This is a genomic window from Roseateles aquatilis, assembly GCF_002205645.1.
Classification (GTDB): Bacteria; Pseudomonadota; Gammaproteobacteria; order Burkholderiales; family Burkholderiaceae_C; genus Roseateles; species Roseateles aquatilis.
In genome coordinates this window covers 149,806-172,403 of the sequence record NZ_NIOF01000001.1, presented here as the reverse complement: position 1 = coordinate 172,403, position 22,598 = coordinate 149,806, and the positions used below count along the sequence as shown (strand labels likewise).

Below are 22,598 nucleotides of genomic sequence, written 5' to 3'. Positions count from 1 at the left end.
GGGGTCGGCGTCAGGCCGCGTGGGCCTGGCGAGCCGGGTTGGCCGAGTTGGCCGGCTGTGCCGGGCCGGTGAACAACCGCTTCACCTGCTCGACGATGCGGCGCAGGTCCGCGTCGGTCAAGTCCTGGTGGCAGGCGAGCTGCAGCACATGGTGCGACCACGCCTTGCCGACGTCGCCGGGCAGCGCCGGCACGCCGGGCCACAGGCGGTCCCAGCGCGACACCGGCACGCCCAGGCGGCGCATCTCCAGGTAGCCGGGATCGGGCGCGCGCACCCACAGCGGGAAGACGTAGGGCGCGCAGTCGGCCGGCAGCGCCGGCAGCAGCGCGTGCACGCCCTCGCAGCCGGCGAAGGCGGCGGTGAAGAACTCGTAGTTGCGGCGGCGGGATTCGACGATGCGACGCCGCGGCACCCGCGTCGAGATCCAGCCGCTGGCGCGCGTCAGCGCCCGGTGCGACAGCGGCAGGTCGATCAGCGCCATGTTGGCGTCGATCTCTTCCTCCTCGTCCAGATCGCCGTGGCGGCTGGGCACCGGGGTCGCCTGGCCGCGCGGCGCGCCGCGCAGCAGCCCGCGCAGCGCGAAGACGCCGCGGATCAGGCCGTTCAGGCCGGTCAGGCGGTCGTGGCTCGCGCCCATGTGCAGGATGTCGGAGGCGGCCTTGACCTGCTCGATCCGCGACGCCGGCGTCAGCGCCGGCAGCGACAGGTCGGCGCGGTTGAGCGCCAGCACGCCGCCCTCGGGCGTCGGGAAGAACTTGGTCAGGCTGGCGATGGAGACGTCGCCCCAGGACCCGATCGGGCGCTCGCCGCTGCGGCCGAACATCGCGTGCGCGCAGTCCTCGATCAGCGCGATGCCGCGGCTGTCGCACCAGGCGCGCACCGCGTCCATGGTCTGCGGCAGGCCGAAGTAATGCGGCACCAGCAGCGCCTTGGTCCGGGGCGGCACATGCGCGGACAACCAGTCCAGGCGCGGCGCGCCGCGCTCGTCGATCGGATAGAAGACGGCCTCGGCGCCCAGCGTCTTCACCGGCGTGACCATCGTCGGGCAGTGATAGGTGGGCAGCAGCACCACGTCGCCCGGTCCGACGGCCAGGCACTCCAGCGCCAGCAGGATGGCGGCGCGACCGCTGGTCGTGAGCACGTGGCGCGGATGCGCGAGCAGCGTCGGCACCGCCGCCTCGGCCGGACCCGAGAAGGTGTTCCAGCCGACGACCGGCAGACGCGGGGCGGGGATCATCGGCGCGGTCACGGGCGGGGCTCCTGCAACGGACGGTCTGACGGCGCCTGACCCGGGACGCGGGGCGGCCGCGCTCATCGGCTGGCGGCCGGGGCGGGCGCGGACGCCGCGGTGGCGGCGGGCGGCGCGGACGCGGGGGCTCCGGGCGCGCTGGCGGCGGCGCCCGGTTGCGAGGCCTGCTCGTCGGCGTCGGTCCAGCGCTTGATCGCGACCAGGCGCTGCTTGAGCATCGGCTGCGCCATGCCGGCGGCATAGGCCTTGCGGGCGGACTCGACGGCGATGTCGACCTCGTTGACGTCCAGCGCGACCATGCCGAGGTTGTAGAGGCTGTACGGGTTCTCGGGGTTGAGCTTCTGCGCCTCGCGCACCTGCTGGCGGGCGAGCTCGGTGCGGCCGTTGTCGTTGAGATAGACGACGTAGATCAGCCGCACCACGATGTCGTCGGGACGCCAGCGCATCGCGCGGTTGAAGTAGCAACTGACGGTGTAGCGCGCGTCGACGGCCTTCTCGGTCTTGGTGCGCGCGGCCAGCCGCATCATCGCCACCAGCGCGCGGTGGTGGTTGGGGAAGGCGCGCAGCGTGTAGTCGAACTCGCGGCCGGGCGTGCCGGCGGCGCAGTAGACCATCGCCTCGCAGGTGTCCAGGAAGTGGGCGCTTTCGACCAGGAACAGCGGCGAGCTCTCGCCGCTGTCGCGGTTCTTGGCCGGCGCGTCCTTGTAGTCGCGATAGTCGTAGGGGCCGAAGTTGTTCTCGAGCGGGCCGCAGCCGTCGTTGGACTGCGCCAGCGCCAGCGTCGTGGCCAGCGCGCAGGCGCCCAGCAGCGCGGTGCGCGCGCCGCGGCCGAGGCGGCGGAGTTGATGTCGGATGGGCGTCATGGTGCGGGAGCTCCGTCAGGCCGGCGACGCGTCGCGCACGAAGCCGGCGGTGAGCCGCTCCACATGCGCGCGCCAGGCGGCGGTCGAGAAGGTATGGTCTGCCTCGGGCAGGTCTTCGCGGCGCAGCCCGGGGCGGGTCAGCAACCCGTGCCAGGCCGGGCCGCCGTCGCGGCAGCGGTCCAGGAATTCCTTGGCGACGTAATCGTCGCCGGACAGGATCAGCAGCACCGGGCCGCCGAAGGCGCGCAGGCCGTCAGCCATCTGCTCGGTGTAGTGGCGGGTGTCCCCGGCCGCCCCGGCGCGCGCGGCGGTCGACGCGGCCGACGACGGGGCCGTCGCGCGGCTCTGCGCCAGCTTGCCCAGCAGCTCGCGCACGGCGGACAGGCCGACGCGGCCGCTCAGCAGCTTGCGCCAGAAGGCGGGCTGGCGCAGCCGGTCCAGGTAGTAGTGCTTGACCTGCGTGCGCGCCAGGCTGGCCTCGGTGCGCACCCACGGGTTGGCCAGGCACAGGCCGGCGACGCGCGGGTCGCGGCGGCGGTGCACGTACAGCAGCGCGGCCGACGCGGCGTCGCACAGGCCCCAGATCACGACGCGGCGCAGCGCCGGGCGCTCGCGCTGCCAGGCGTCCAGGGCCGCGGCGATGTCGGCGTCGACCTGCTCGAAGCCGCGCTGGTCGCCCTCGGCGTCGCCCATGCCGCGGTAGTCGATGCGCAGGCAGGGCACGCCGTCGGCGGCCAGCGCGCGGGCCAGCAGCGTGAACTGGCGGTGGCTGCCGACGCGGTACTGCGGGCCGCCGACGACCAGCAGCATGCCGATCCCGCTGCCGCGGCCGATGTGGCCGGATGCGGCGTCGGCCTTGCCGCCATCGCGTGTTTCCTCGGCCGAGCCATCGGCCCGATCAGCCGCGTTGGCCGCACCGGTGGCGATGGCGGGCTCGCTCAGCAGGCCGACCAGCGCCAGCCCGTCGCAGGCGATGGACAGCACGCTGTCGTGATGGCGCGGGGCGGCGCTCATGCGGCGACGGCCTCGGGCGGCACGGCGGGTTGGGTCGCGAAGTCGTCGCCCGCGGTCAGCGCGGCGAGGCTGGCCTCGATCAGGCGCGGGGCTTCTTCGATCTCGGTCGCGGCCCAGAACGACGGGCCCTGGCAGACGGCGGCGCGGACCTCGGCGCCTTGCGCCTGCCAGGCCTGGACGGCCATCGAGGCGGCCGGGGTCAGGCCGGCGTCCTCGCGCGTGGAGAGCTCCAGCCAGGCCACCCGCGAGACGCGCGGCGACGGCTTCAGTTGCGCGGCCTCCAGGCCGTGGGCCAGGGCCGGGGACAGCCGGTAGCCGGCGATCTCGACCGACTCGCCGCGGGCGAGCTGGTCGCGCATCGCCTGCACGGCGCCCTTGGCCTGGCCGCCGATCAGGTCCGCGGCGACGCGCAGCCGCATGAACTGCTGCAGCTGCAGCTTGCCGGTGGTGACCGGCTGCCAGAGCAGCAGGCGCACCGACCGGTCGGCGACGGCCTCGATGGCGGCGGGCGCGAGCAGGGCGCCGGCGCGCAGGCCCCAGAGCCACAGCGGCGGCTTGGCGCCGTCGGGGCCGGGCAGGGCGCGCCCGTCGAGCCAGGCGGCGGCGATCCGGGCGTCGTCCTGCCAGTCGGCCCAGCTCGCGTCGCCGAAGTCGCCGCTGCTGTCGCCGCAACCGAGCAGGTCCAGCGTGAGCACCTCCAGGCCGGCGGCGGCGAAGGCACGCGCGGCCAGGGCGGTCATGCGGCGGGATTTGTTCATCTCCTCCGCGAAGGCGGGGAGCAGCAGGATCTGGCCCAGCGGCGCGCCCGCGCCGTCGAGGGACGCGGCGGGCGTGTGCACGCACAGGCGCTGGCCGCGCGCACCGGCATCCAGGAAGAAGGCGGTGCTCGCGGCGGTCATGGCGGAGGGCGCGGCGCGGCGGACGCTGGCGGCGCCGGTCAGGCGGCCAGCTTGCCGTTGACGAAGTCCAGCAGGGCGCCGACGGTGGCGAAGGTGGCGCCGTCGATCTCGTCGTCGTCGACGACGATGCCGAACTGTTCCTCGAGCGCGGTGATCAGGCTGACGACCGCCATGGAATCGAGTTCCGGGATCGCGCCCAGCAGCGCGGTGTCGACGGTGAAGTCCTTGGCGCGGCCTTCCAGGCTCAGGACGTCGTCGAGGATGGCGAGCAGGTGTTGTTGGGTGTTCATGGTCGGGGCGGATCTTAACTGTGGCCCCCTCTGGCGCCCCCCGTGGCGCCCCCCTATCCCAAGGGGATCCGCGCCCGTTCGTGAGGTCTTGCCGCCGGAGCGCGTGAGATACTTTTTTTTCGAGCGCCGCCGGGGCCGCCTTGAACGAGGATCGGCCCCTTCGCATGCCCCGCCACCGCCCCGAGCGACCGCACCGTGACCGCATCCGCCACCGACAGCCACCTGCTCCCGCACCTGATCTGGCACAGCGCCGACCGCGACCCGGCCGCGCCCGCGCTGCGCGACGGCGCCCGCGCGCTGGACTACGCCGAGCTGGCCGCCCAGGTGCGCGCGCTGGCCAGCGGCCTGCTGTCGCTGGGCCTGGCGCGCGCGGAACGGGTCGGCATCTACCTGGACAAGCGGCTGGAGACGGTCGTGGCCAGCTTCGCGGCGCCGGCCGCCGGCGGCGTCTTCGTGCCCATCAATCCGATCCTGAAGGCCGAGCAGGTCGGCTTCATCGTGCGCGACTGCGAGGTCCGCGTGCTGATCACCTCGCGCGACCGCTTCGCGTCGCTGCAGCCGGTGCTGGCGCAATGCCCGTCGATCCGGCACGTGGTGCTGGTCGACCCCGCGCCGGACGCCGAGCCCGCCGGCTGGGTCCGCTACAGCGACCTGCTGGACGCGCCCGCGCGGGCGGCGCACCGGGTCATCGACACCGACATGGTGGCCATCCTCTACACCTCCGGCTCGACCGGCCGGCCCAAGGGCGTGGTCCTGTCCCACCGCAACATGGTGGCGGGCGCCAAGAGCGTCGCCAGCTACCTGGGCAACCGCCCCGACGACCGGCTGCTGGCGGCGCTGCCGCTGTCCTTCGACGCCGGCTTCAGCCAGTTGACGACGGCGTTCCACGCCGGCGCGTCGGTGTCGCTGCTCAACTACCTGATGCCGCGCGACGTGCTCAAGGCGCTGGAGCGCGACTGCATCACCGGCCTGACCGCCGTGCCGCCGCTGTACATCCAGCTGGCGCAACTGGAGTGGCCGGCCGCGATCGACGCCCGGTTGCGCTACTTCGCCAACACCGGCGGCCGCATGCCGCGCGAGACGCTGGGCCTGCTGCGCCAGCGCGTGCCGTCGGCGAAACCCTTCCTGATGTACGGCCTGACCGAGGCCTTCCGCTCGACCTACCTGCCGCCGGAGGAGGTCGATCGCCGGCCCGATTCGATCGGCAAGGCCATCCCCAACGCCGAGATCCTGGTGCTGCGCGAGGACGGCACGCCCTGCGCGCCCGACGAGCCCGGCGAGCTGGTGCACCGCGGCGCGCTGGTCGGCATGGGCTACTGGAACGACGCCGAGAAGACCGCCGAGCGCTACAAGCTGCTGCCGGCCGGCGCCGCGGGCCGTGAGGCCGGCCTGCAGCTGCCCGAGTACGCGGTCTTCTCCGGAGACAACGTGCGCATGGACGCGGAAGGTTTCCTGTACTTCATCGGCCGCCGCGACGAGATGATCAAGACCTCCGGCTACCGCGTCAGCCCGACCGAGGTCGAGGAGATCCTGTACACGACGCAGTTGGTGGGCGAATGCGTCGCCTTCGGCGTCGACCATGCGACGCTGGGCCAGTCCATCCAGGTGATCGCGACGCCGCCCGCCGGGGCGGACGCGCTGGACGCCGCCGCGCTGCTGGCCGCGTGCCGCGCGCGCATGCCGGCGTACATGGTGCCGGCCGGGTTCGTGGAGAAGGCCGGCCCGCTGCCGCGCAACCCCAACGGCAAGATCGACCGCAAGCTGCTCAGCACCGAATGGGTCGCCCAGCAGGAGGCGCCGTGACGGCCGGCCCCGCCGACCGCGCCGCAGGCCCGCATCGACCCCATTGACCGCATTGACCGCAAGCATCCACCGTGAGCATTGACCCCAAGATGACCGCACCCGCCAAGGCCGCTCCGCAACACGCGCCGATGGACCAGTTCGACGTGCGCGACGGCGTGCTGCAGATCGGCGGTCAGGCGCTGACGCGATTGGCCGACCGTGTCGGCCGCACGCCGTTCTACGCCTACGACCGCGGTCTGCTGACGCGCCGCGTCGAGGCGCTGCGCGCGGCGCTGCCGGCGGGGCTGGAACTGCACTTCGCGATGAAGGCCAACCCGATGCCGGCGCTGGTGGCGCACATGGCGGGACTGGTGGACGGCATCGACGTGGCCTCGGCCGGCGAGCTACAGGTGGCGCTGGACGGCGGCGCCGATCCGCGCGAGATCAGCTTCGCCGGTCCCGGCAAGAGCGCGCTGGAGCTCAAGCAGGCGTTGGCCGCGGGCATCCTGATCAACATCGAGTCGTTCCGCGAGGTCGAGCTGCTGCGCGGCCTGTGCGCCGAGACCGGTTACGCGGCCCGCGTGGCGGTGCGCGTCAACCCGGACTTCGAGCTGAAGTCCTCCGGCATGAAGATGGGCGGCGGGCCCAAGCAGTTCGGCGTCGACGCCGAGCAGGTGCCCGAGCTGCTGGCGCGCATCGGCGAGGCGGGCTTGGGCTTCGAGGGCTTCCACCTCTTCGCCGGCTCGCAGAACCTGAAGCCGGAGGCCATCGTGGAGGCGCAGCTCAAGAGCTTCGAGCTGGCGCTGCGGCTGGCGCAGGACGCGCCGGCGCCGGTCAAGGTGTTGAACCTGGGCGGCGGTTTTGGCATCCCGTATTTCCCGGGCGAGCAGCGGCTGGACCTGGCGCCGATCGCCGCCAACCTGGCCGCGTTGATCGAGCGCGCCGCGGTCGAGTTGCCGCAGGCGAAGTTGGTCGTCGAGCTGGGCCGTTACCTGGTCGGCGAGGCCGGCGTCTACGTGTCCCGCGTCGTGGACCGCAAGGTCTCGCGCGGCCAGGTCTATCTGGTGACCGACGGCGGCCTGCATCACCACCTGGCCGCGTCGGGCAACTTCGGCCAGGTGATCCGCAAGAACTATCCCGTGGCCATCGGCAATCGCATGGACGGCGAGGTCGAGGCCGGCGTGTCCGTCGTCGGCCCGTTGTGCACGCCGCTGGACCTGCTGGGCGAGCGCATGAGCCTGCCGCACGCGCGGCCCGGCGACCTGGTGGTCGTGTTCCAGTCCGGCGCCTACGGCATCACGGCGAGCCCGCAAGGCTTCCTGAGCCATCCGGCGGCCGGCGAGGTCCTGGTGTGAGCAAGGCGCCGCGGCTCGCGCAACTCGATGCCCTGCGGGGCATCGCGGCGCTGGCGGTGGTGCTGTTCCACTACACGACCCGGTACGACCAGGTCTTCGGCCATCCGGTCCAGCCGCTGTTCTCGGTGCCCTTCGGCTACCTCGGGGTCAACCTGTTCTTCATGATCAGCGGGTTCGTCATCTTCATGACGCTGGAGCGCACCGCGCGGCCGATGGACTTCGTCGTGTCGCGCTTCAGCCGGCTGTATCCGGCCTACTGGGGCGCGATCCTGCTGACCTTCGCGCTGACGCACGCGATCGGCCTGCCCGGCAAGACGGTGGGCTGGGAGACGCTGCTGGTCAACGTGACGATGGTGCAGGGCTTCTTCGGCGTGCCGCACGTGGACGGCGTGTACTGGACGCTGGAAGTGGAGCTGCTCTTTTACTTCTGGGCGTTGCTGAGCTTCCGGCTCGGCGCGGCCGCCGGCCTGCGCCACTTCCTCTTCGCCTGCCTGGCGCTGCGGCTGGTGTACGCGGGCGCGCAGGTCTTCCTCGGCGTCGACCTGCCGTGGATGGGGCAGCGCTGGTTGCTGCTGCCGACCATCTGCTGGTTCGCGCTCGGCGTGGCGATCTACCGCTTGAGCCGCGCGGACGCCGGCTCGCGCCTGGACTGGGCGCTGGCGTTGGCCGCGGCCGCGGTGATCGGGGTGGTGGACAAGCCGGTCGAGGCCGCGCTGGCGGTGGCCTTCTTCGCCGTGCTGCACGGCGCGGCGCGCGGCCGCTGGACCTGGCTGGAGCACCCGGTGCTGCTGTGGCTGGGAGCGATCTCGTACACGCTGTACCTGCTGCACGAGAACATCGGCTGGGCGTTGCTGCGCCGCTTCGAGTCCTGGGGCCTGGACGTGAACGTCGCGATCCTGGTCACGATCGCGCTCTGCGCCGCGCTGGCGCACGCGCTGACGACCTTCGTCGAGCAGCCCGCGATGCGCTGGATCCGCGCCCGCCATCGCGCCCGGATATCCCGTCCCGAAGCCACGGCGGTGCAAGGCTGACGGTCGTCCGCCGCGCGTCGACAATGCGCCGTTCACCTTGGACGGTTGAGGGCTGATGACTGAAGAACGGAAGAATCCCCTGCTGGGCGCGGCGATCGTCGCCGTGGCGGTGCTGTCGTGCGCCGGCATGCTCGCCACGGGCGTGGCCATGCTGCGCGCGCCCAAGAGCGCGACGCCGGCCGACGACCTGATCCGGCGCCTGGACGGCATCCACGGCATGCCGGTCACGGCGCCCGACTGCGGCGCGGTGTTCCGCGGCGAGCAGCCGGTGGTGGTGCTGGTGATGGGGCAGTCCAATGCCGCCAACCATGCCGATCCGGCCAATGCCGCCGCGCCGCCGATCGCGCCGATGCCGGTGCTTCACGAAGGCGGCTGCGGCCTGTCGGGCGCGCCGCTGCCGGGCGGCACCGGCACCGGCGGCAGCCTCTGGCCGGCGGTGAACCAGGCGCTGCACGGGCGCTGGCAAGGGCATCCGATCGTGTGGGCGGTGATCGCGGTGGAAGGCAGCTCGATCGGCGAGTGGACCGCCGACGGCCCGCTGCGCAAGCACTGGCAGACGCAGGTGGACCGCATCAAGGGCACCCGCTGGCCGGTGGCGGCGGTGCTGTGGCAGCAGGGCGAGGCGGACGCACGAGACCGCACGGCGATGGCCGATTACCGCGACGCGCTGGCGGCGCTGCGCGCCGGCGTGGCCGCGCGCGGCGTCGACGCGCCGTGGTGGCTGGCGCGATCGACCTACTGCCCGCCGACCGACGGCGGACAGGTGCGCGAGGCGGTGCGGGAGCTGCTGGTGATCCCGGGCAGCGGCTTCGTCGAAGGACCGGACACCGACAAGCTCAGCATCCCGCTGCGCAACGGCTGTCACTTCACCGCCGCCGGCGCGGCGCAGGCCGCCACGTTGTGGGCGCAGGCGCTGGCGCCCGCCGCCGCGGCCTCCGGAGCCGCGATCGGCGCCACTGCCAACAGCGGCGGCAGCAACGCCAGCGCCCGTGTCGGCGTCGGTGCCAGCGTCGGCGCGGGGACGGCAGAATCGACCGCATCCTCCGACGCCGCGAAGGCAGAGGCGTCGGCCCCGTCCTCACGCTGACGCGTGCACGCCTTGCGAAGGAGCCCGTGATGATCGCCTCCTCCGACATCAACCGCCTGGCCAGCCTGGGCCTCGACTGCTGGGGTGCCGGCAGGCTGGAGGAAGCCCGCTCGCACTACCTGGCCGCGCTCGCCCTGATCGATCCCGGGCATTCCGCCGAGCCGGGCCTGAAGGGACAACTGGCCGGGGTGCTGGCCGCGCTGGGCGACGTCGAGGGCGCGACCGCGCAGTACACGCAGGCGGTCGACGGCGAGTTGGCGCTGGGCGAGGCGGACGGTGGCATCGCACTGCTGATCGCGCGCTACTTCCTGGCGAATCATCTGGTCATCGCGGGCGCGCCGGAGCAGGCGCTCGCCGCGATCGCGCCGTCCCTGGCCGCGAAGCCGGACCACTGGCTCACGCGCGTGGTGCAGGCGGAGGCGCTCTACGCCCTCGGCCGCTTCGCCGACAGCCGCGACGCGGCGGAAGCCGCCGTGGCGCGGGCGCCGTCCGCCGCCAAGGCGCAGGAGTTGACCTTGCACTTGAAGGCGATGCTCGAAGGTCCGGGCGGTTCCGGCGAGGCGGGCTGATCCCGCGGAAACTACCCCGGCGCGGTAGTAGAGTGCGCGCACCGCGAGCCCGCCATCGAGGCTCTCGGCGCAAGAAAAGCATCGCAGGGGGAACCGTGAATCGAGGCCATGATCGTCACTCGCGGCTGGGCGCCGCATCCGCATCCGCATCCGACGCTGCCGCAGGCTCAGGCTCAGGCATGGGCATGGGCATGGGCATGATGCGCCGCCTGTCCTCGGCGCTGCTGCTATCGCTGACGGCTGTCGGTGCGTCGCCAGCCTGGGCGGACGGCTGCTCGATCACGACGATGGAGATCCCGGTCCGCATCATCGACTCGCGCCCGATCGCGACGCTCAAGCTCAACGGCACCGACGTGCCGATGCTGGTCGACAGCGGCGCCTTCTTCAGCATGCTCAGCGCGTCGACGGCCACGCAGTTGAACCTGCCCACGCGCAGCCTGCCGGCGGGTTATCGCATCCAGGGCTACACCGGCCGCATCGAGGCCCGCCGCACCAAGGTCGAGAAAGTCGGGCTGGTCGGCTCGGAGCTCTCCAACATCGAGTTCATCGTCGGCGGCAACGAGCTGGGCGCCGGCATCATGGGCATCCTGGGGCGCAACATCCTGTCGGTGGCCGACACCGAGTACGACCTCGCGCACGGCGTGGTGCGTCTGGTCTTTCCGCAAGGGGACTGCAAGAAGTCCAACCTCGCGTACTGGGCCGGCGACGCGCCGGTGATCCTGGCGGACATGGAGACCCCCAGCCATCGCGGCGAGACGGCGATCAAGGTGCCGGTGAGCATCAACGGCCGTTCCGTGGTGGCGCTGATGGACACCGGGGCGCCGCGCACGGCGCTGTCCTGGCGGTCGGCGCGCCGCGCCGGCATCGAGGAAGCGGACATGAAACCCGCCGGCCGCACCGGCGGCGCGGGCGCCGGCCGGGTCAGCACATGGATCAGCCAGGTCGCGCTGTTCGAGTTCGGCGGCGAGAAGGTCGCCAACAACACGCTGTACATCGACCAGACCGAGAGCGCCGAGCACGGCATGCTGCTGGGCCTGGACTACTTCCTGGCCCACCGCATCTACGTGTCGCGGCTGCAGGACAAGGTCTACGCGACGTGGAACGGCGGCCCGGTCTTCGCGCGCGGCGCCGCGACGGCGGGCGACTACGACCCGCGTTATGCCGCGATCCCCAAGGACGTGGCCGCCAACGACGCCGACGGCCTGGCGCGACGCGGCGCCGCCGCGACCGCGGTGGGCGACCACAAGCGCGCCCTGGTGGACCTGAACCGCGCCTGCGAGCTGGCGCCCGGCGTGGCGGATTACTTCTTCATCCGCGCGCGGGTGCACCAGGCGCTACGCCAGTCCGCCCTGGCGCTGGCCGACCTGGACGAGGCGCTGCGGCTGGACCCGTCGCTGGCCGAGGCCCGCTCGCGCCGCGCCTGGCTGCGGGCCGCGAAGAACGACCGTGCCGGCGCGCAGGCGGACCTGGCGGAGTTGGACGCGGCGCTGCCGCCGTCCGCCCACGCCCGTGCCGAGATGGCGAGCGTCTATGCGCACTTCAACCAGGTGCCCGAGGCCTTGCGGCAGTACGAGCTCTGGATCGGCACCCACCCGTCGGACATGCGCCTGGCCGATGCCTACAACGGGCGCTGCTGGCTGCGCGCCCGGATGGGCCTGGACCTGCCGCTGGCGGTCGAGGACTGCCAGCGCGCGGTGGACAAAGACGGCGGATCCCCGGTCTACAAGGACAGCCTGGGCTGGGCCTACCTTCGCGTGGGCGATGCCGCCCGCGCGAAGAAGGCCTTCGACGCATCGATCGAGCTGCAGCCGCTGGCCTTCGCGCTGTATGGCCGCAGCCTGGCGCAACAGCGGCTCAACGAGGCCGACAAGGCCCGTGGCGACCTGGACGCGGCGCGCAAGCTGAATCCGCGCATCGAGGACGAGGCGCGCAAGGCGGGCTTCGATCTGGCGGAGGGCGGGGCGGGGAAGGGCGCGGGGTCCTGAGGGGCGCCGCGGCGCTCGGTGGGCAGTCGGTCGTACGCGTTCCCCAGTCACTCGCGTCTCTCGTCGATGGGTTTCCGATCCGTCGCCATGCAAGCGATCGAAGCGCGAAGAATCAATCGACGGCGTGCGATCCCCGTTCCACCCTTGCCGCATAACACCCCCGCTTCGCGAAATGCACCTGGAGGTAGCTCACGTGCTGGTGGCGGAAAAGCCGCTCGATGAGCGCCTCGACCTGATCGCCGTCCGTCACGTCGGCGTCGACCATCATGCCGGCCTCGTCGAAGGCGCGCAGCGACAGCAGCCGGCGCCTCAGCGCGGGCGGCACCTCGTTGACGCGATCGAAGCGCTCGCCGTCGCCTTCGCGGAGGTAGATCGCATGGGTGCCGCGGTAAGGCGTGTCGACGTCCAGATAGACGTAGTTGAGCAGCAGCACCGTGTCGCCCGGCGCCGCGTCGTCCAGGCCGATGCGGTCGGGCGCGGCCCGCGGTTGGTCGACGCGGACGCGCAGCACGCCGCGCTCGCGCAGCGCCTCGTCGGACAGGCTGAAGAGTGGGCGGAACGGGGCGGGGTCCAGACCCAGGATGCGGAAGTCCATGTGAGCGCGGCGCGGTCGCCGTCCAGGTGGTGAGGCGCTCACGATAGGGACGACGGCGCGCGGGCGCGCGCCGTTTCCGGACATGGAATTCGCGTGGCCTCGTCGCGCGGTCCCGTCGCGCGTCGGTCCGGCGTTCAGGCGGCTGCCGTGCCCGGTTCGTCCTCGGGCCTGACGATGGTCAACCACGGCCAGCGCCGCTGGTACGACGCCGCCTTGCGCTCGAAGAGCGCGCGATGCGGCACCAGCGGATTCATCGTCAGACGGCCCTCGTACATCGACGCGAGGCCGTATGGCGCGTAGATCTCGCCCGGACGCACGCCGACGCAGGTGGACGGCACAAGGAAGCGCTCGATGCCGTCTCGCGAGCTGTGCAGGGCCTGGTAGGGCTGGCCGAAGTCCTGCTCGTACCAGAGGTGCACGCGAGCCTGGTTGGCGGCCTCGAAGGTGACGCCCAGGTCGCCCAGCACCGCCTCGACGCGGGCTTGCACGCGCAGTTCCCCGTCACGGCTCAGGTCGTCCGGGTCGAAGTAGAACAGGTCGTAGTCCTTGATGTCCGCCTCGGGCGCGCGGCCGGTGTGCAGGTTCCAGACGGTTTGGAACAGGCAGCCGGCGACCAGCCAGCCATCGGGCAGCGCCAGCGCGTCCCAGCGCTCGAGAATGGTCCGGTTGTGGCGGTTGGTCAGCAGGTCGGCGAGGAAGCGGGGGCGAAGGTCACGCGTGTCGCTCGGAGGGTGAGCAGGCGGGGCGACGCGCGGCGTCTGCGGTGGATGCATGGGCGGGTGACGACGCGGCGATGACAGCCGCGACGCGGGAGCAAGTGGGGGAAGGGCTCGTGCCACGTCGACGGCGTCGCGCTGGTCTGTGGAGCCCGGGTGGCGCCATTCTGGCCGCGCCCGCTCGCGAGGACGGGTCAGTGGAATCCCTCTCTTCCCAGCGGGCGCGGACTCGGCGAGGACCTGATGGAGGACATCGATGCCCTCGCCGAACGTCGGCAGCTTCGCGTGATGCGGTCGACGCTCACCCCCGCGCCGCCCGATGTTTGCCCGACGTGCGCCGGTCCGGATCTGATGGAGGGCCGGTCGGGGCTCGAGCCGGCGCCTGCGGCCACGCCGTTACATCGACGCCGTCGCTTCCGGCAACTTCAGCATCTCCGGCACGCTCAGCACGATGAGCGCCTGGTCCGGCGAGAGCGACGCCAGCTCGACCGCCTCGCCCGCCTTCTCGCGCCGCGCGCCTGGATCGCGTGCGGTGGCGGCGCGGCAGGCCGTCTCGTTGGCGCAGATCACGACGCGCAGCCAGCGGCCCTCGTGGCGGATGCGGACCTCCGCCTGGTCCCAGTGCACCGGCAGGCACGCATTCACGCGCAGCCGGCCCTGCTCGACGACGACGCCGCAGATCGATTCCAGCGACGCGCGCAGCAGCCAGCCCGCCGAGCCGCTGTACCAGCTCCATCCGCCGCGGCCCACCCACGGCGCGTGCGAGTAGATGTCCCCGGCCATCACGTAGGGCTCGATCGCGTAGAGCGGACCCAGTCGCGGATCGGCCCAGCGGTGCGCCGGGCTCAGGCCGGTGTAGACCTGCCACATCAGGTCGCGCTGCCCCAGCTTGGCCAGCGCCATCAGCGACCACACCGCGGCGTGGTTGTACTGGCCGCCGTTCTCGCGCACGCCGGGGAAGTAGGACTGGATGTAGCCCGCGCTGGGCTGCGCCACCGCCAGCGGCGGATGCAGCAGCCGCGCCAGCTTCGCCACCGGATCGATCAGGTACGCGCAGGCGCTGGCCATCGCCTGCCGCGCGTGCGCCGGATCGGCGGCCGCCGTCAGCACCGCCCAGCTCTGGGCGATCAGGTCGATCTTGCATTCCGAGTTCTCGGCCGACCCCAGCGGCGAGCCGTCGTCGAAGAAGCCGCGCCGGTACCACCGGCCGTCCCAGCCGGGACCGTCCAGCGCGCGCACCCAGCCGTCGCGCGCCGCCTTCCAGCGCTGCACCCGCTCGTGCTCGCCGCGCGCCGTGGCGACGGGCGCGAAGTCCTCGATGACCTGGCACAGGAACCAGCCCATCCACACCGATTCGCCCTTGCCCTCGTGACCGACGCGGTTCATGCCGTCGTTCCAGTCGCCGGTGCCGAACAGCGGCAGCCCGTGCGGGCCGCTGCCCAGGCTGCGGTCGATGGCCCGCGCCGCGTGCTCGTACATCGAGGCGATCGGGCCGTCGGTGCGCGGGCTCTCGTAGATGTCCTCGGCGCCTTCCGGCACCGGTTGGCCGACCAGGAAGGGCGCCGTGTCGTCCAGCAGCGTCAGGTCGCCGGTGCGCGCCAGGTAGTGGGCCAGCGCGTAGGGCAGCCAGAGCCGGTCGTCGGAGAAATGCGTGCGCACGCCCGCGCCGCCGGGCTCGTGCCACCAATGCTGCACGTCGCCCTCGGGGAACTGGCGTGCGGCACTGCGGCGGATCTGCTGGGCCAGCAACTGGGGCGCGACGTCGGCCAGCGCCATCGCGTCCTGCAACTGGTCGCGATAGCCGAAGGCGCCGCCGGCCTGGTAGAAGCCCGCGCGCGCCCACATGCGGCAAACCAGCGTCTGGTACGGCAGCCAGTGATTGACCAGCGCGTCGAAGCGCGGATCCGGCGTGCTGACCTGCAGGCCGCCGAGCAGCTCCGGCCATTGGCGCCGCTGGCGTTCGAGCCGGTCGGCCGGGTCGATCGCCCAGGCCGCTTCCATCAGCGCATGCGTCGCCTCGGGCGACGGGCCGTGACCCAGCAGCACGGCGAGCTCCGCCGCCTGCCCGCCGCCGTCCAGCTCGATGCGCGCCGCCAGGGCCGCGCAGGCATCGAGCCCGCTGCCACAGCGCCGGCTCAGCGACGTGGGCAGCACCAGTTGGCCGGCCGGATCGAAGAACTCGCGGCGGTCGCAGGTCCAGTCCTGCGTGTCCAGCCGTACCCGCGCGGTCTCGCGCGACGGCTTCGGGCGGATGCACAAGGCCGCGGTCGCATTGCCGAAGCCGCCGAGGTGATCCAGCTGCGTCGCCTGCAACGAGAGCGCGCGCTCGGGCTGCGGCAGGCCGGCGCCGAGCGGGCCGGTCGTCAGCCAGTCGTTGTGCGTGGTCACCGACAGTCGCTCGCTGCGCGCGCTGCCCAGTTGCCACTCGGCCAGCGCGACCAGCCGCAGCCGCCGCCGAGCGCGGCCGTCGGTGCGGATGGAGACCTGCACCTGCTTCACCGCCGCGTCGCGGTCGACGCACCAGCACAGCTCGATGGTCAGGTCGTCCACATGCTGCCGGCTGCGCGAGTAGCCGATGCCATGCTCGATGGACAGCGGCGCCGTGCGGTGCAGGTGGCGGCCGAGCGGCCAGACGCGGTCGTGGTCCAGGTCGTGCAGCAACAGCCACTCGCCCGGTGGATCCAGCAGCGGATCGTTGGACCACGGCGTGATCTGGTGCATGCGGCTGTTGCCCGCCCAGGTGTAGCCGGCGCCGATCTCGGTGACCTGGCAGCCGAAGTCCGGATTGGCCAGCACGTTGACCCACGGCCGCGACGGATGCCGCTCCGGCGAGACCTCGAAGGCGAAGCCGCCGTGCTCCGGATCGAAGCGGCCCTCGGGCGGACGCGGGGCGGCGTCCGGTAGGGGGCGCTCGGCCAGGGCGTGCGCGACGCGCAGGCGGGCCACGCCGGCGGCGGGCCGGATGTCCTCGATCCAGCGCTCGATCTGCTGCGCCAGGCCGCGGCCGTCGGCCTGCAGCCGGATGCGCGTCAGCGTCTGCAGCGTGAAGCGCTCGTCGGGCAGCAGGTCGGCCTCTCTCAGCATGTGCAGCGCGGAGCACAGATTCGCGGGCCGCCCCTGGTTCTGGCCTTGCAGCCGCGCCTGCAAGCCTTGCAGCGCCTGCTGCACCGGCGCCAGGTAGGACTGCGGCTCCTCGTTGAGCACCACCAGGTCGACGCCCACCGCGTGCGCCGTCCACATCCGCAGCGCCTTCTTCAGCGCGCGGACCAGGTCGATGCCTTCCTCGCCAGTGATGGTCACCATCAGGATGGGACGGTCGCCGGAGATGCCGAAGCGCCACAGCGCGCGGCGGTCGCAGCGTGCCTGCGGGTCGCGCACATGGGTGGGCTCGCGCGCCGCCTGGCCGGTGATCAGGGTGTTGAGCTGCAGCAGCGCGCCCCAGGTGGCGGTGTCGAATTGCAGCTCGCGCAGCCGGATGCCGCCCATCGTGTGCGACATGGAGGCCGACCGCTCAACGTGCGCCGGCTGACGGTACTTGTCGACCAGCGCGCCGAGCAGGTCCGCGTCGCGGGACGCCGCGGTGCAGAAGGTCAGACGTATCGTCGCGCCGGGCGCCAGCTCCAGCCCGACGCGCAGGCCCGCCACCGGATCGAGGCCGGTGTCCAGCAGCCGGCCCGCTTCTCCCTCGGCGCTCACGTCGGCCTCGTCGTCGACGAACACGGGCTGCGCGTCGCCCACCGGGCGCGTCGAGCTGCCGTAGCGGCCCAGCCAGCGCGCGCGATCGGCGATCGGCTGGACGTGGTGCACGGTGTAGCCGACGGCGGTGGTCGCCGCCGTGGCGGCATGCGCGGAAGCCGGCGCGGCGACGGCCGGCACCCCGGCGCCGTGGGCGCGCCGATGCGACGCCGCGACGCCCGCGGCGCCGTCATCGATGCCGGCGAGGAAGAAGACCGCGCGCATCGCGGCCTCGTCGAACAGGCGCGGCCGGCGACGCAGGTGCAACGCGTGGCAGGCTTCCTCCCAGCGGGCCTGGATGAACAGGTTGGAGAAGGCCGGATGCGCCTCGTCGCCGCGTTGCGGCGCGAGCGTGGCCTCGAAGCTGGACACCAGCTCCAGCGCCAGCGGGCGGTCGCCGTGGTTGGTGAGCTCGACCTGGCGCAGCTCGCAGTCGTCCTCCGGGCTGACCCACACGGTGGTGGCGCTTTGCAGGTCGCGCCAACGCGCGTCCAGCAGCACGCGCTCGGCCTGCATGCGGGCCTCGTAACGGGCGCGGGGATCGGGCGCGGGGCGGGCGGTGGTGCTGAACCAGTCGTCCTCGCCGGCGCGGCGCAGGAACACGAAGCTGCCGTGCTGGTCGCGCAGCAGGTCGTCGCGCCAGCGCGTGATGGCCGTGCCGTCCCAGTTGCTGTAGCCGCCGCCGTGGCTGCGCAGCACCACCGAGTAGCGCCCGTTGGTCAGCATGTGCGTCAGCGCCAGCGACTCGTCCATCGGGTCGGCCTCGCGCACCATGCGGGTCTTGCGCACCTGCCGCTTGCGCGGCAGCAGCTCCGTCGGCGGCACCGACAGCGGCGCCACCTCGCGCGGCGCGCGCTCGTGCAGCAGCGTCGCGACCGCCTTCAGGTGCGGATCGGTCATGAGCCATTGGCGCGGCGCGTCGTCGGCCAGCAGGTTGGTCAGCGCCACCAGCCCCATCGCCTGGTGGTGCGCCATGTAGGTCTGCACCAGCGTGAAGCCGGCGCCGGCGGTCTGGCGCTGCGGCGTGTAGTCGATCGCCTCGATGAAGCCGAATGCGCCGCGCGCGCCCAGGCGCTCGTAGGCCTGCAGGTTGGACACCACCGGCACCGGTGCCACCAGCGCGGCCATCACCGCCGCGTAGGGCGCGATCACGCGCTCGTCGGCGGCCAGCCGCGCCAGCGCCAGCGTCTGCACGCCCTGTGGGCCGTACTGGTAGGCGAGGGTGTGGTCCTGGCCCGCGATCGCCGATTCCGAGATGCCCCACGGCGTGCCCTTGCCGCGCGCCTCCAGGCGCTGCTCCGCCACGGCGGTGCGGATCGCGCGGCCGAGCGCGCTGCCGGCCGGCTCGCGCAGCACCAGCGAGGGCATCAGGTACTCGAACATCGAGCCGGTCCACGACTTCAGCCCGAGCGAATCGCCGCTGCCGTCGCGCGAGAAGAACGGGCGGCCCAGCGCGCGCCAGTGCTCCGGCGGCAGGTCGCCCTTGGCGATCGCCACCAGGCTGGTCAGGCGGGCCTCGCTGGCGAGCAGGTCGTAGTGGTTCTCGTCGAGCTGCTGCGCGTCGCCGCGCCAGCCGATGCGCAGCAGGCGGCGCTCGGGATCGAAGAGGGGGCGGTAGTCCGCCTCCAGGCCCAGGCGACGCGCCCGCCGCGCGAGGTCGCGCAGGCTCAGTCGCGCCTCGTGGAACGCGGCGCCGTGATCGCGCCAGTAGGACTCCAGCTGCGCGATCAGGTCGCGCAGCAGCCAGTGCGCCGAGGTCGCCTCGTAGGCCTCGGCGGCGGCCAGACCGTCCAGCTCCTCGCGCGCCTGCGCCACCTGGGCGCGCAGCACGGCTTGCTGCTCTTCGGCGGGCGCGCGCGCGTTCTCCGGATCGATCAGCGCGGCGACCAGCGCGGCGCCGGCGGGCAGCGCCTCGTCGTTGGCCAGCGGCGGCTGCAGCACGCGCAGGCGATGCAGCGTCCGGGCGAGCGCCTGGCGCGGCGCGGTGGCGGCCTGCTCGGGGGTGAGGTCCGCCGCCATCTCGCAGGCGCGCGCGACCGCGATCAGATGCGCCGAGCAGTTGCCGCTGTCGACCGCCGACACGTAGCCCGGCGCCAGCACCGCGAGCGATTCGGTGTCGTACCAGTTGTAGAAATGGCCGTTCCAGCGCGGCAGCCGCTCCAGCGTGTCCAGCGTGGCGGACAGGCGCTCGGTCATCGTCACCAGGCCGATGAAGCCCAGCTCGCGCGCGCAGGCGACGGTCAGCACGTACAGGCCGATGTTGGTCGGCGAGGTGCGGTGCGCCACCAGCAGATGCGGCGTCAGCTGCACGTTGTCCGGGGGCAGGTGATGGTCGGCGGCGCCGACGTGCGCGTCGTAGAAGCGCCAGGTGTCGCGGGCCAGGTGCCAGAGGTAGTCCCGACCCTGCGGATCGAGCTCGGTCTCGCCGCGCAGCAGCGGCGCGCGCGGCAGGCTGGCCCACCAGATCCAGACCGGGGACAGCGCCCACACCACCAGCAGCACGATCGCCGCCGAGCCGTGCACCGGCGCGCCGAGCAGCGCCGCCAGCAGCAGCGCGCCGCCCAGCACCGTCGCGGCGATCGGCACGCGCAGGTGCTGCGCGATCAGCGCCGGGAGCTCGCGCCTGGCCGACGCCTGCGAGGCGGCGGCCGTGGTCCATTCGAGCAGGCGGCGGTGCGTCACCCACTGGCGCCACGACGCGCGGCCCATCGCGTCGAGGTAGAGCAGCGACAGGTGCAGCAGCAGCGCCACATGCCAGACCGCCAGGCTGACGGCACGCAGCACGTCATGGCCGGTCTCGCGATAGAAATGCCGCAGCGCCAGGCCGTCGCGGCCGGGCACCAGGCCGGCCAGCGCGCCGACCAGCGGCCCGATGCAGAAGGCGGCTGCCACGACCGCCAGCGTCAGCCCGAAGGGCAGCACCTGGCTGCCCAGCACCAGCAGCATCAGGCCCAGCGACATCGGCGCGACCAGCGAGCGCCGCAAGTTGTCGAAGAGCTTCCAGCGATTGATCGGCGCGATGCCGTACTTGCCGGCGCGCGCGATGAAGGGCAGCAACTGCCAGTCGCCGCGCGTCCAGCGATGCAGCCGCGCGTGGGCGACGTCCGCGTGCATCGGCGAGTCCTCGACCAGCGTGATGTCGGACACGCCGGCGCAGCGCGCGATGCTGCCCTCCAGCAGGTCGTGACTCAACACCTGGCCCTCGGGCAGGCGGCCGTCGAGCACCGCATGGCAGGCGCGCACGTCCAGCAGTCCCTTGCCGGTGAAGCTGCCCTCGCCGAACAGATCCTGGAAGATCTCCGAGCTCACCGCGCTGTAGGAGTCGATGCCGAACTGGCCGACGAACAGGCGGTGGTACGGCGTGCTCTCCTTGTCGTCGGGCATGGGCGCGAGCACGCGCGGCTGCAGGATCGCGTAGCCCTCGACGACGCGGCGGCGCGCGGCGTCGACGCGGGGCCGGTTCATCGGGTGGGCGGCCGTGCCGACCAGCGCGCGCAGGCGGCCGGGCGGCATGTCGGTGTCGGCATCCAGCGTGATCAGGTGGCGCACGCCGACCGCGGGGGTCGAGATCGCGCCGAGCTCCACGAACGGCGAAACGCCGCCCCCCGCGGCCAGGGTGCGCAGCAGACGCTCGAGCTTGCCGCGCTTGCGTTCCCAGCCGATCCAGCGGCGCTCCGTCGGGCACCACTCGCGCGCGCGATGCAGCAGCAGGAAGCGCGGGCTGCCGTCGGCCAGGGGGCCGTGCCGCTCGTTCAGCGCGGAGATCGCATCCGCCGCGGTGACGACGATCATCGTGTCGCCGGGCTGGTGTTCCTCGTAGGCATCGGCGTGATCGCTGAGCAGCGCGAATTGCACCAGCCGCTCGGGATTGGCCAGGTGGTGCTGCTCCAGCTGCGCGATCAGCGGCGCGACCGAGGCCTCGCTGGGCAGCAGCACCGGCATCACGACCAACGTCCGCTCGTCGTCCGGCAGGCCGGCGGAGAAGTCCAGCCGCGGCAGGCGCGCCGGGCTGGCCAGCTCGCTGATCCAGCGGTTGGTCAGCGCGACCACGGCCTCGCTGATCGGACCGGTCGCCAGGATGGCGGCCGTCCACAGCAGCCACGGCGCGGCGTCGGGGCGGGCCTGGTTCATGAGCCAGAACAGGCCGATCAGGCCCAGCGCCAGCAGCCCGGCCAGGTAGGCGCTGGCGGACCAGCGCTGGCGCTGCTCGGTGTCATGCGGCTGCCAGCGGCGTTCCTTCAGGCCCAGCGCGGCATGCAGCGTGGGGCGGCCGGCGCCGCGCCACCAATAGATCGGCGCGCTGCGGCGATCGGGCTCGCCGTCCTCGGCCGGCCCGGCGCGACGCGTGAGTTCCAGCAGTTGCCGGGCGATGTCGAGCTCGCCGTGCGCGCTCTTGCGCGCCAGGCGCTCGATCTCATGCAGTGTCAGGTCTTGCGTGTCGGCGGCCTCGGCCGCGTAGACCGGCGATTGCGCCAGCGTCTGCATCACCGGGCTGACCGACTGGATCAGCTTGCGCCAATCGGTCTGATCGATGCGTCGCAGCGCGGTGATGGCGTTGCGGATGCTCTGCAGATCGTGGATCGAATCGTCCTGCTGCTGCGCCAGCGACTGCGCCGGGGAGGGGAGTCGGGTGCTGAGCCAGGCGCCGACCTCGCCCAGCAGCGGTTGGGGCAGCTCCTCCATGCGGTGGTCGAGCTGCAGCCAGAAGGCTTCGACGACGCCGCGTTCCTTCATGCGGACTTCGAGCTCGTCCAGATGGGCCAGGCCCGCCTGCACGGGGTGGCCGTCGTACCAGTGATGCACGACGTCGCGCGCGGCCTGCAGCGTGGCGAAGCGTTCGGCGAGGCGGCGCAGGTTCTCGACCAGCACCACGCGCAACGTCGTCGGCAGTGCCCAGAGCTCGGCGAGCGAGAGCGGGCGCTCTTCCTGGTACGCGCGCAGGTAGGCGGCGAGCAGGTCGATGTCGAAACCGCCATCGGTGTGCGCCACCCACGCCCAGGCGATGCCGTAGATGCGGGGCAGGCCGGCCAGCGGCTCGTCGCGCAGCCGCGGCAGCAGCCGGAAGAAGCTGCGCGGCAGGCCGCGGCGGACCTGATGGGTTTGTTCGTCGATGAGCGCGGCGTTGTCGAGCAGCCATTTGCCGGCGGCGCCGAGGTGCCGGAAGTCGCGGTGGCGTTTTTCGATCAGGCGCCGCGTCTGCTGCAGCATCGCGACGTTGTCGTCCAGCCGCGGGAAGAACTGGCCGGCGCCGGCCGTTCCCTGCACCGCCTGCGCCTGCGCGAGGCTGCGCCCATGCTGTTCGAAACGAGCCATGCCGAACAGCACGGCGCGCACCGGCGGCTCGATCGTGCCGAGCCCCGGATTCAGCAACGCAAGTTCTTCCGCAATTTCCGGTTGTGGGACGGTCTCCTGCGCGCGCTCGGAACTT

The 22,598-nt window shown here is 72.7% G+C and carries 14 protein-coding genes; 6 read left to right on the top strand and 8 right to left on the bottom strand.

Going from position 1 to position 22,598, the window contains the following annotated elements:
* Positions 1-10: 10 nt before the first annotated feature.
* From CDN99_RS00705 to CDN99_RS00685, 5 genes are all read right to left on the bottom strand, one after another.
* Entirely contained in the window at positions 11-1,249 is a 1,239-nt protein-coding gene (locus CDN99_RS00705) for a DegT/DnrJ/EryC1/StrS family aminotransferase (RefSeq protein ID WP_158218716.1), read from the bottom strand.
* A 62-nt stretch (positions 1,250-1,311) separates the two neighbouring features.
* Complete coding sequence (locus tag CDN99_RS00700; RefSeq protein WP_088382207.1) at positions 1,312-2,112, bottom strand: hypothetical protein; 801 nt, start codon at positions 2,110-2,112, stop codon at positions 1,312-1,314.
* 15 nt (positions 2,113-2,127) lie between these two features.
* Positions 2,128-3,126: a hydrolase 1, exosortase A system-associated gene (locus CDN99_RS00695; protein ID WP_088382206.1), complete on the bottom strand. Its 999-nt coding sequence runs from the start codon at positions 3,124-3,126 to the stop codon at positions 2,128-2,130.
* Positions 3,123-4,025 carry a hydrolase 2, exosortase A system-associated gene (locus CDN99_RS00690; protein WP_088382205.1) on the bottom strand — a complete coding sequence of 301 codons (903 nt, stop codon included), beginning with the start codon at positions 4,023-4,025 and terminating at the stop codon, positions 3,123-3,125. The genes CDN99_RS00695 and CDN99_RS00690 overlap by 4 nt, the downstream gene beginning before the upstream one ends.
* A 38-nt stretch (positions 4,026-4,063) precedes the next feature.
* On the bottom strand, positions 4,064-4,315 hold the full coding sequence (locus tag CDN99_RS00685; RefSeq protein WP_088382204.1) for an acyl carrier protein: 252 nt from the start codon (positions 4,313-4,315) through the stop codon (positions 4,064-4,066).
* A 195-nt stretch (positions 4,316-4,510) separates the two neighbouring features.
* On the opposite strand from CDN99_RS00685, the gene CDN99_RS00680 reads away from it, so the two are divergent.
* The 6 genes from CDN99_RS00680 (at position 4,511) to CDN99_RS00655 (ending at position 12,124) form a co-directional block, all read left to right on the top strand.
* Entirely contained in the window at positions 4,511-6,118 is a 1,608-nt protein-coding gene (locus tag CDN99_RS00680) for an acyl-CoA ligase (AMP-forming), exosortase A system-associated (RefSeq protein WP_088382203.1), read from the top strand.
* 89 nt (positions 6,119-6,207) lie between these two features.
* The gene (locus CDN99_RS00675) at positions 6,208-7,452 is read left to right on the top strand and encodes a pyridoxal-dependent decarboxylase, exosortase A system-associated (RefSeq protein ID WP_088382202.1); all 1,245 of its coding nucleotides are present in this window, start codon (positions 6,208-6,210) and stop codon (positions 7,450-7,452) included.
* Positions 7,449-8,483, top strand: coding sequence for an acyltransferase family protein (locus tag CDN99_RS00670; RefSeq protein WP_088382201.1), 1,035 nt, complete (start codon positions 7,449-7,451; stop codon positions 8,481-8,483). The genes CDN99_RS00675 and CDN99_RS00670 overlap by 4 nt, the downstream gene beginning before the upstream one ends.
* Positions 8,484-8,538: 55 nt before the next feature.
* Complete coding sequence (locus CDN99_RS00665; protein ID WP_088382200.1) at positions 8,539-9,570, top strand: sialate O-acetylesterase; 1,032 nt, start codon at positions 8,539-8,541, stop codon at positions 9,568-9,570.
* A gap of 29 nt (positions 9,571-9,599) precedes the next feature.
* Complete coding sequence (locus CDN99_RS00660) at positions 9,600-10,139, top strand: hypothetical protein (protein WP_088382199.1); 540 nt, start codon at positions 9,600-9,602, stop codon at positions 10,137-10,139.
* Between the two features lie 179 nt (positions 10,140-10,318).
* Positions 10,319-12,124, top strand: a complete 1,806-nt coding sequence (locus tag CDN99_RS00655) for an aspartyl protease family protein (protein WP_088382198.1) — start codon at positions 10,319-10,321, stop codon at positions 12,122-12,124.
* Between the two features lie 112 nt (positions 12,125-12,236).
* Here CDN99_RS00655 and CDN99_RS00650 read toward each other — a convergent pair whose 3' ends face one another.
* The 3 genes from CDN99_RS00650 to CDN99_RS00640 all read right to left on the bottom strand — a co-directional run bounded on the left by CDN99_RS00650 (position 12,237) and on the right by CDN99_RS00640 (position 22,540).
* Positions 12,237-12,719: a DUF1203 domain-containing protein gene (locus tag CDN99_RS00650; protein WP_088382197.1), complete on the bottom strand. Its 483-nt coding sequence runs from the start codon at positions 12,717-12,719 to the stop codon at positions 12,237-12,239.
* A gap of 134 nt (positions 12,720-12,853) precedes the next feature.
* A complete protein-coding gene (locus tag CDN99_RS00645; protein WP_088382196.1) occupies positions 12,854-13,492 on the bottom strand; it encodes a nucleotidyltransferase family protein in 639 nt (212 codons plus the stop codon).
* Between the two features lie 339 nt (positions 13,493-13,831).
* Positions 13,832-22,540: a GH36-type glycosyl hydrolase domain-containing protein gene (locus CDN99_RS00640; protein WP_141100579.1), complete on the bottom strand. Its 8,709-nt coding sequence runs from the start codon at positions 22,538-22,540 to the stop codon at positions 13,832-13,834.
* Positions 22,541-22,598: the final 58 nt, after the last annotated feature.

Coding starts and splice junctions, on each gene's coding strand:
- CDN99_RS00700 (WP_088382207.1), bottom strand. CDS start 2,112: ATGACGCCCATCCGACATCAACTCCGCCGCCTCGGCCGCGGCGCGCGC.
- CDN99_RS00695 (WP_088382206.1), bottom strand. CDS start 3,126: ATGAGCGCCGCCCCGCGCCATCACGACAGCGTGCTGTCCATCGCCTGC.
- CDN99_RS00690 (WP_088382205.1), bottom strand. CDS start 4,025: ATGACCGCCGCGAGCACCGCCTTCTTCCTGGATGCCGGTGCGCGCGGC.
- CDN99_RS00685 (WP_088382204.1), bottom strand. CDS start 4,315: ATGAACACCCAACAACACCTGCTCGCCATCCTCGACGACGTCCTGAGC.
- CDN99_RS00675 (WP_088382202.1), top strand. CDS start 6,208: ATGACCGCACCCGCCAAGGCCGCTCCGCAACACGCGCCGATGGACCAG.
- CDN99_RS00665 (WP_088382200.1), top strand. CDS start 8,539: ATGACTGAAGAACGGAAGAATCCCCTGCTGGGCGCGGCGATCGTCGCC.
- CDN99_RS00660 (WP_088382199.1), top strand. CDS start 9,600: ATGATCGCCTCCTCCGACATCAACCGCCTGGCCAGCCTGGGCCTCGAC.
- CDN99_RS00655 (WP_088382198.1), top strand. CDS start 10,319: ATGGGCATGGGCATGGGCATGATGCGCCGCCTGTCCTCGGCGCTGCTG.
- CDN99_RS00650 (WP_088382197.1), bottom strand. CDS start 12,719: ATGGACTTCCGCATCCTGGGTCTGGACCCCGCCCCGTTCCGCCCACTC.
- CDN99_RS00645 (WP_088382196.1), bottom strand. CDS start 13,492: ATGCATCCACCGCAGACGCCGCGCGTCGCCCCGCCTGCTCACCCTCCG.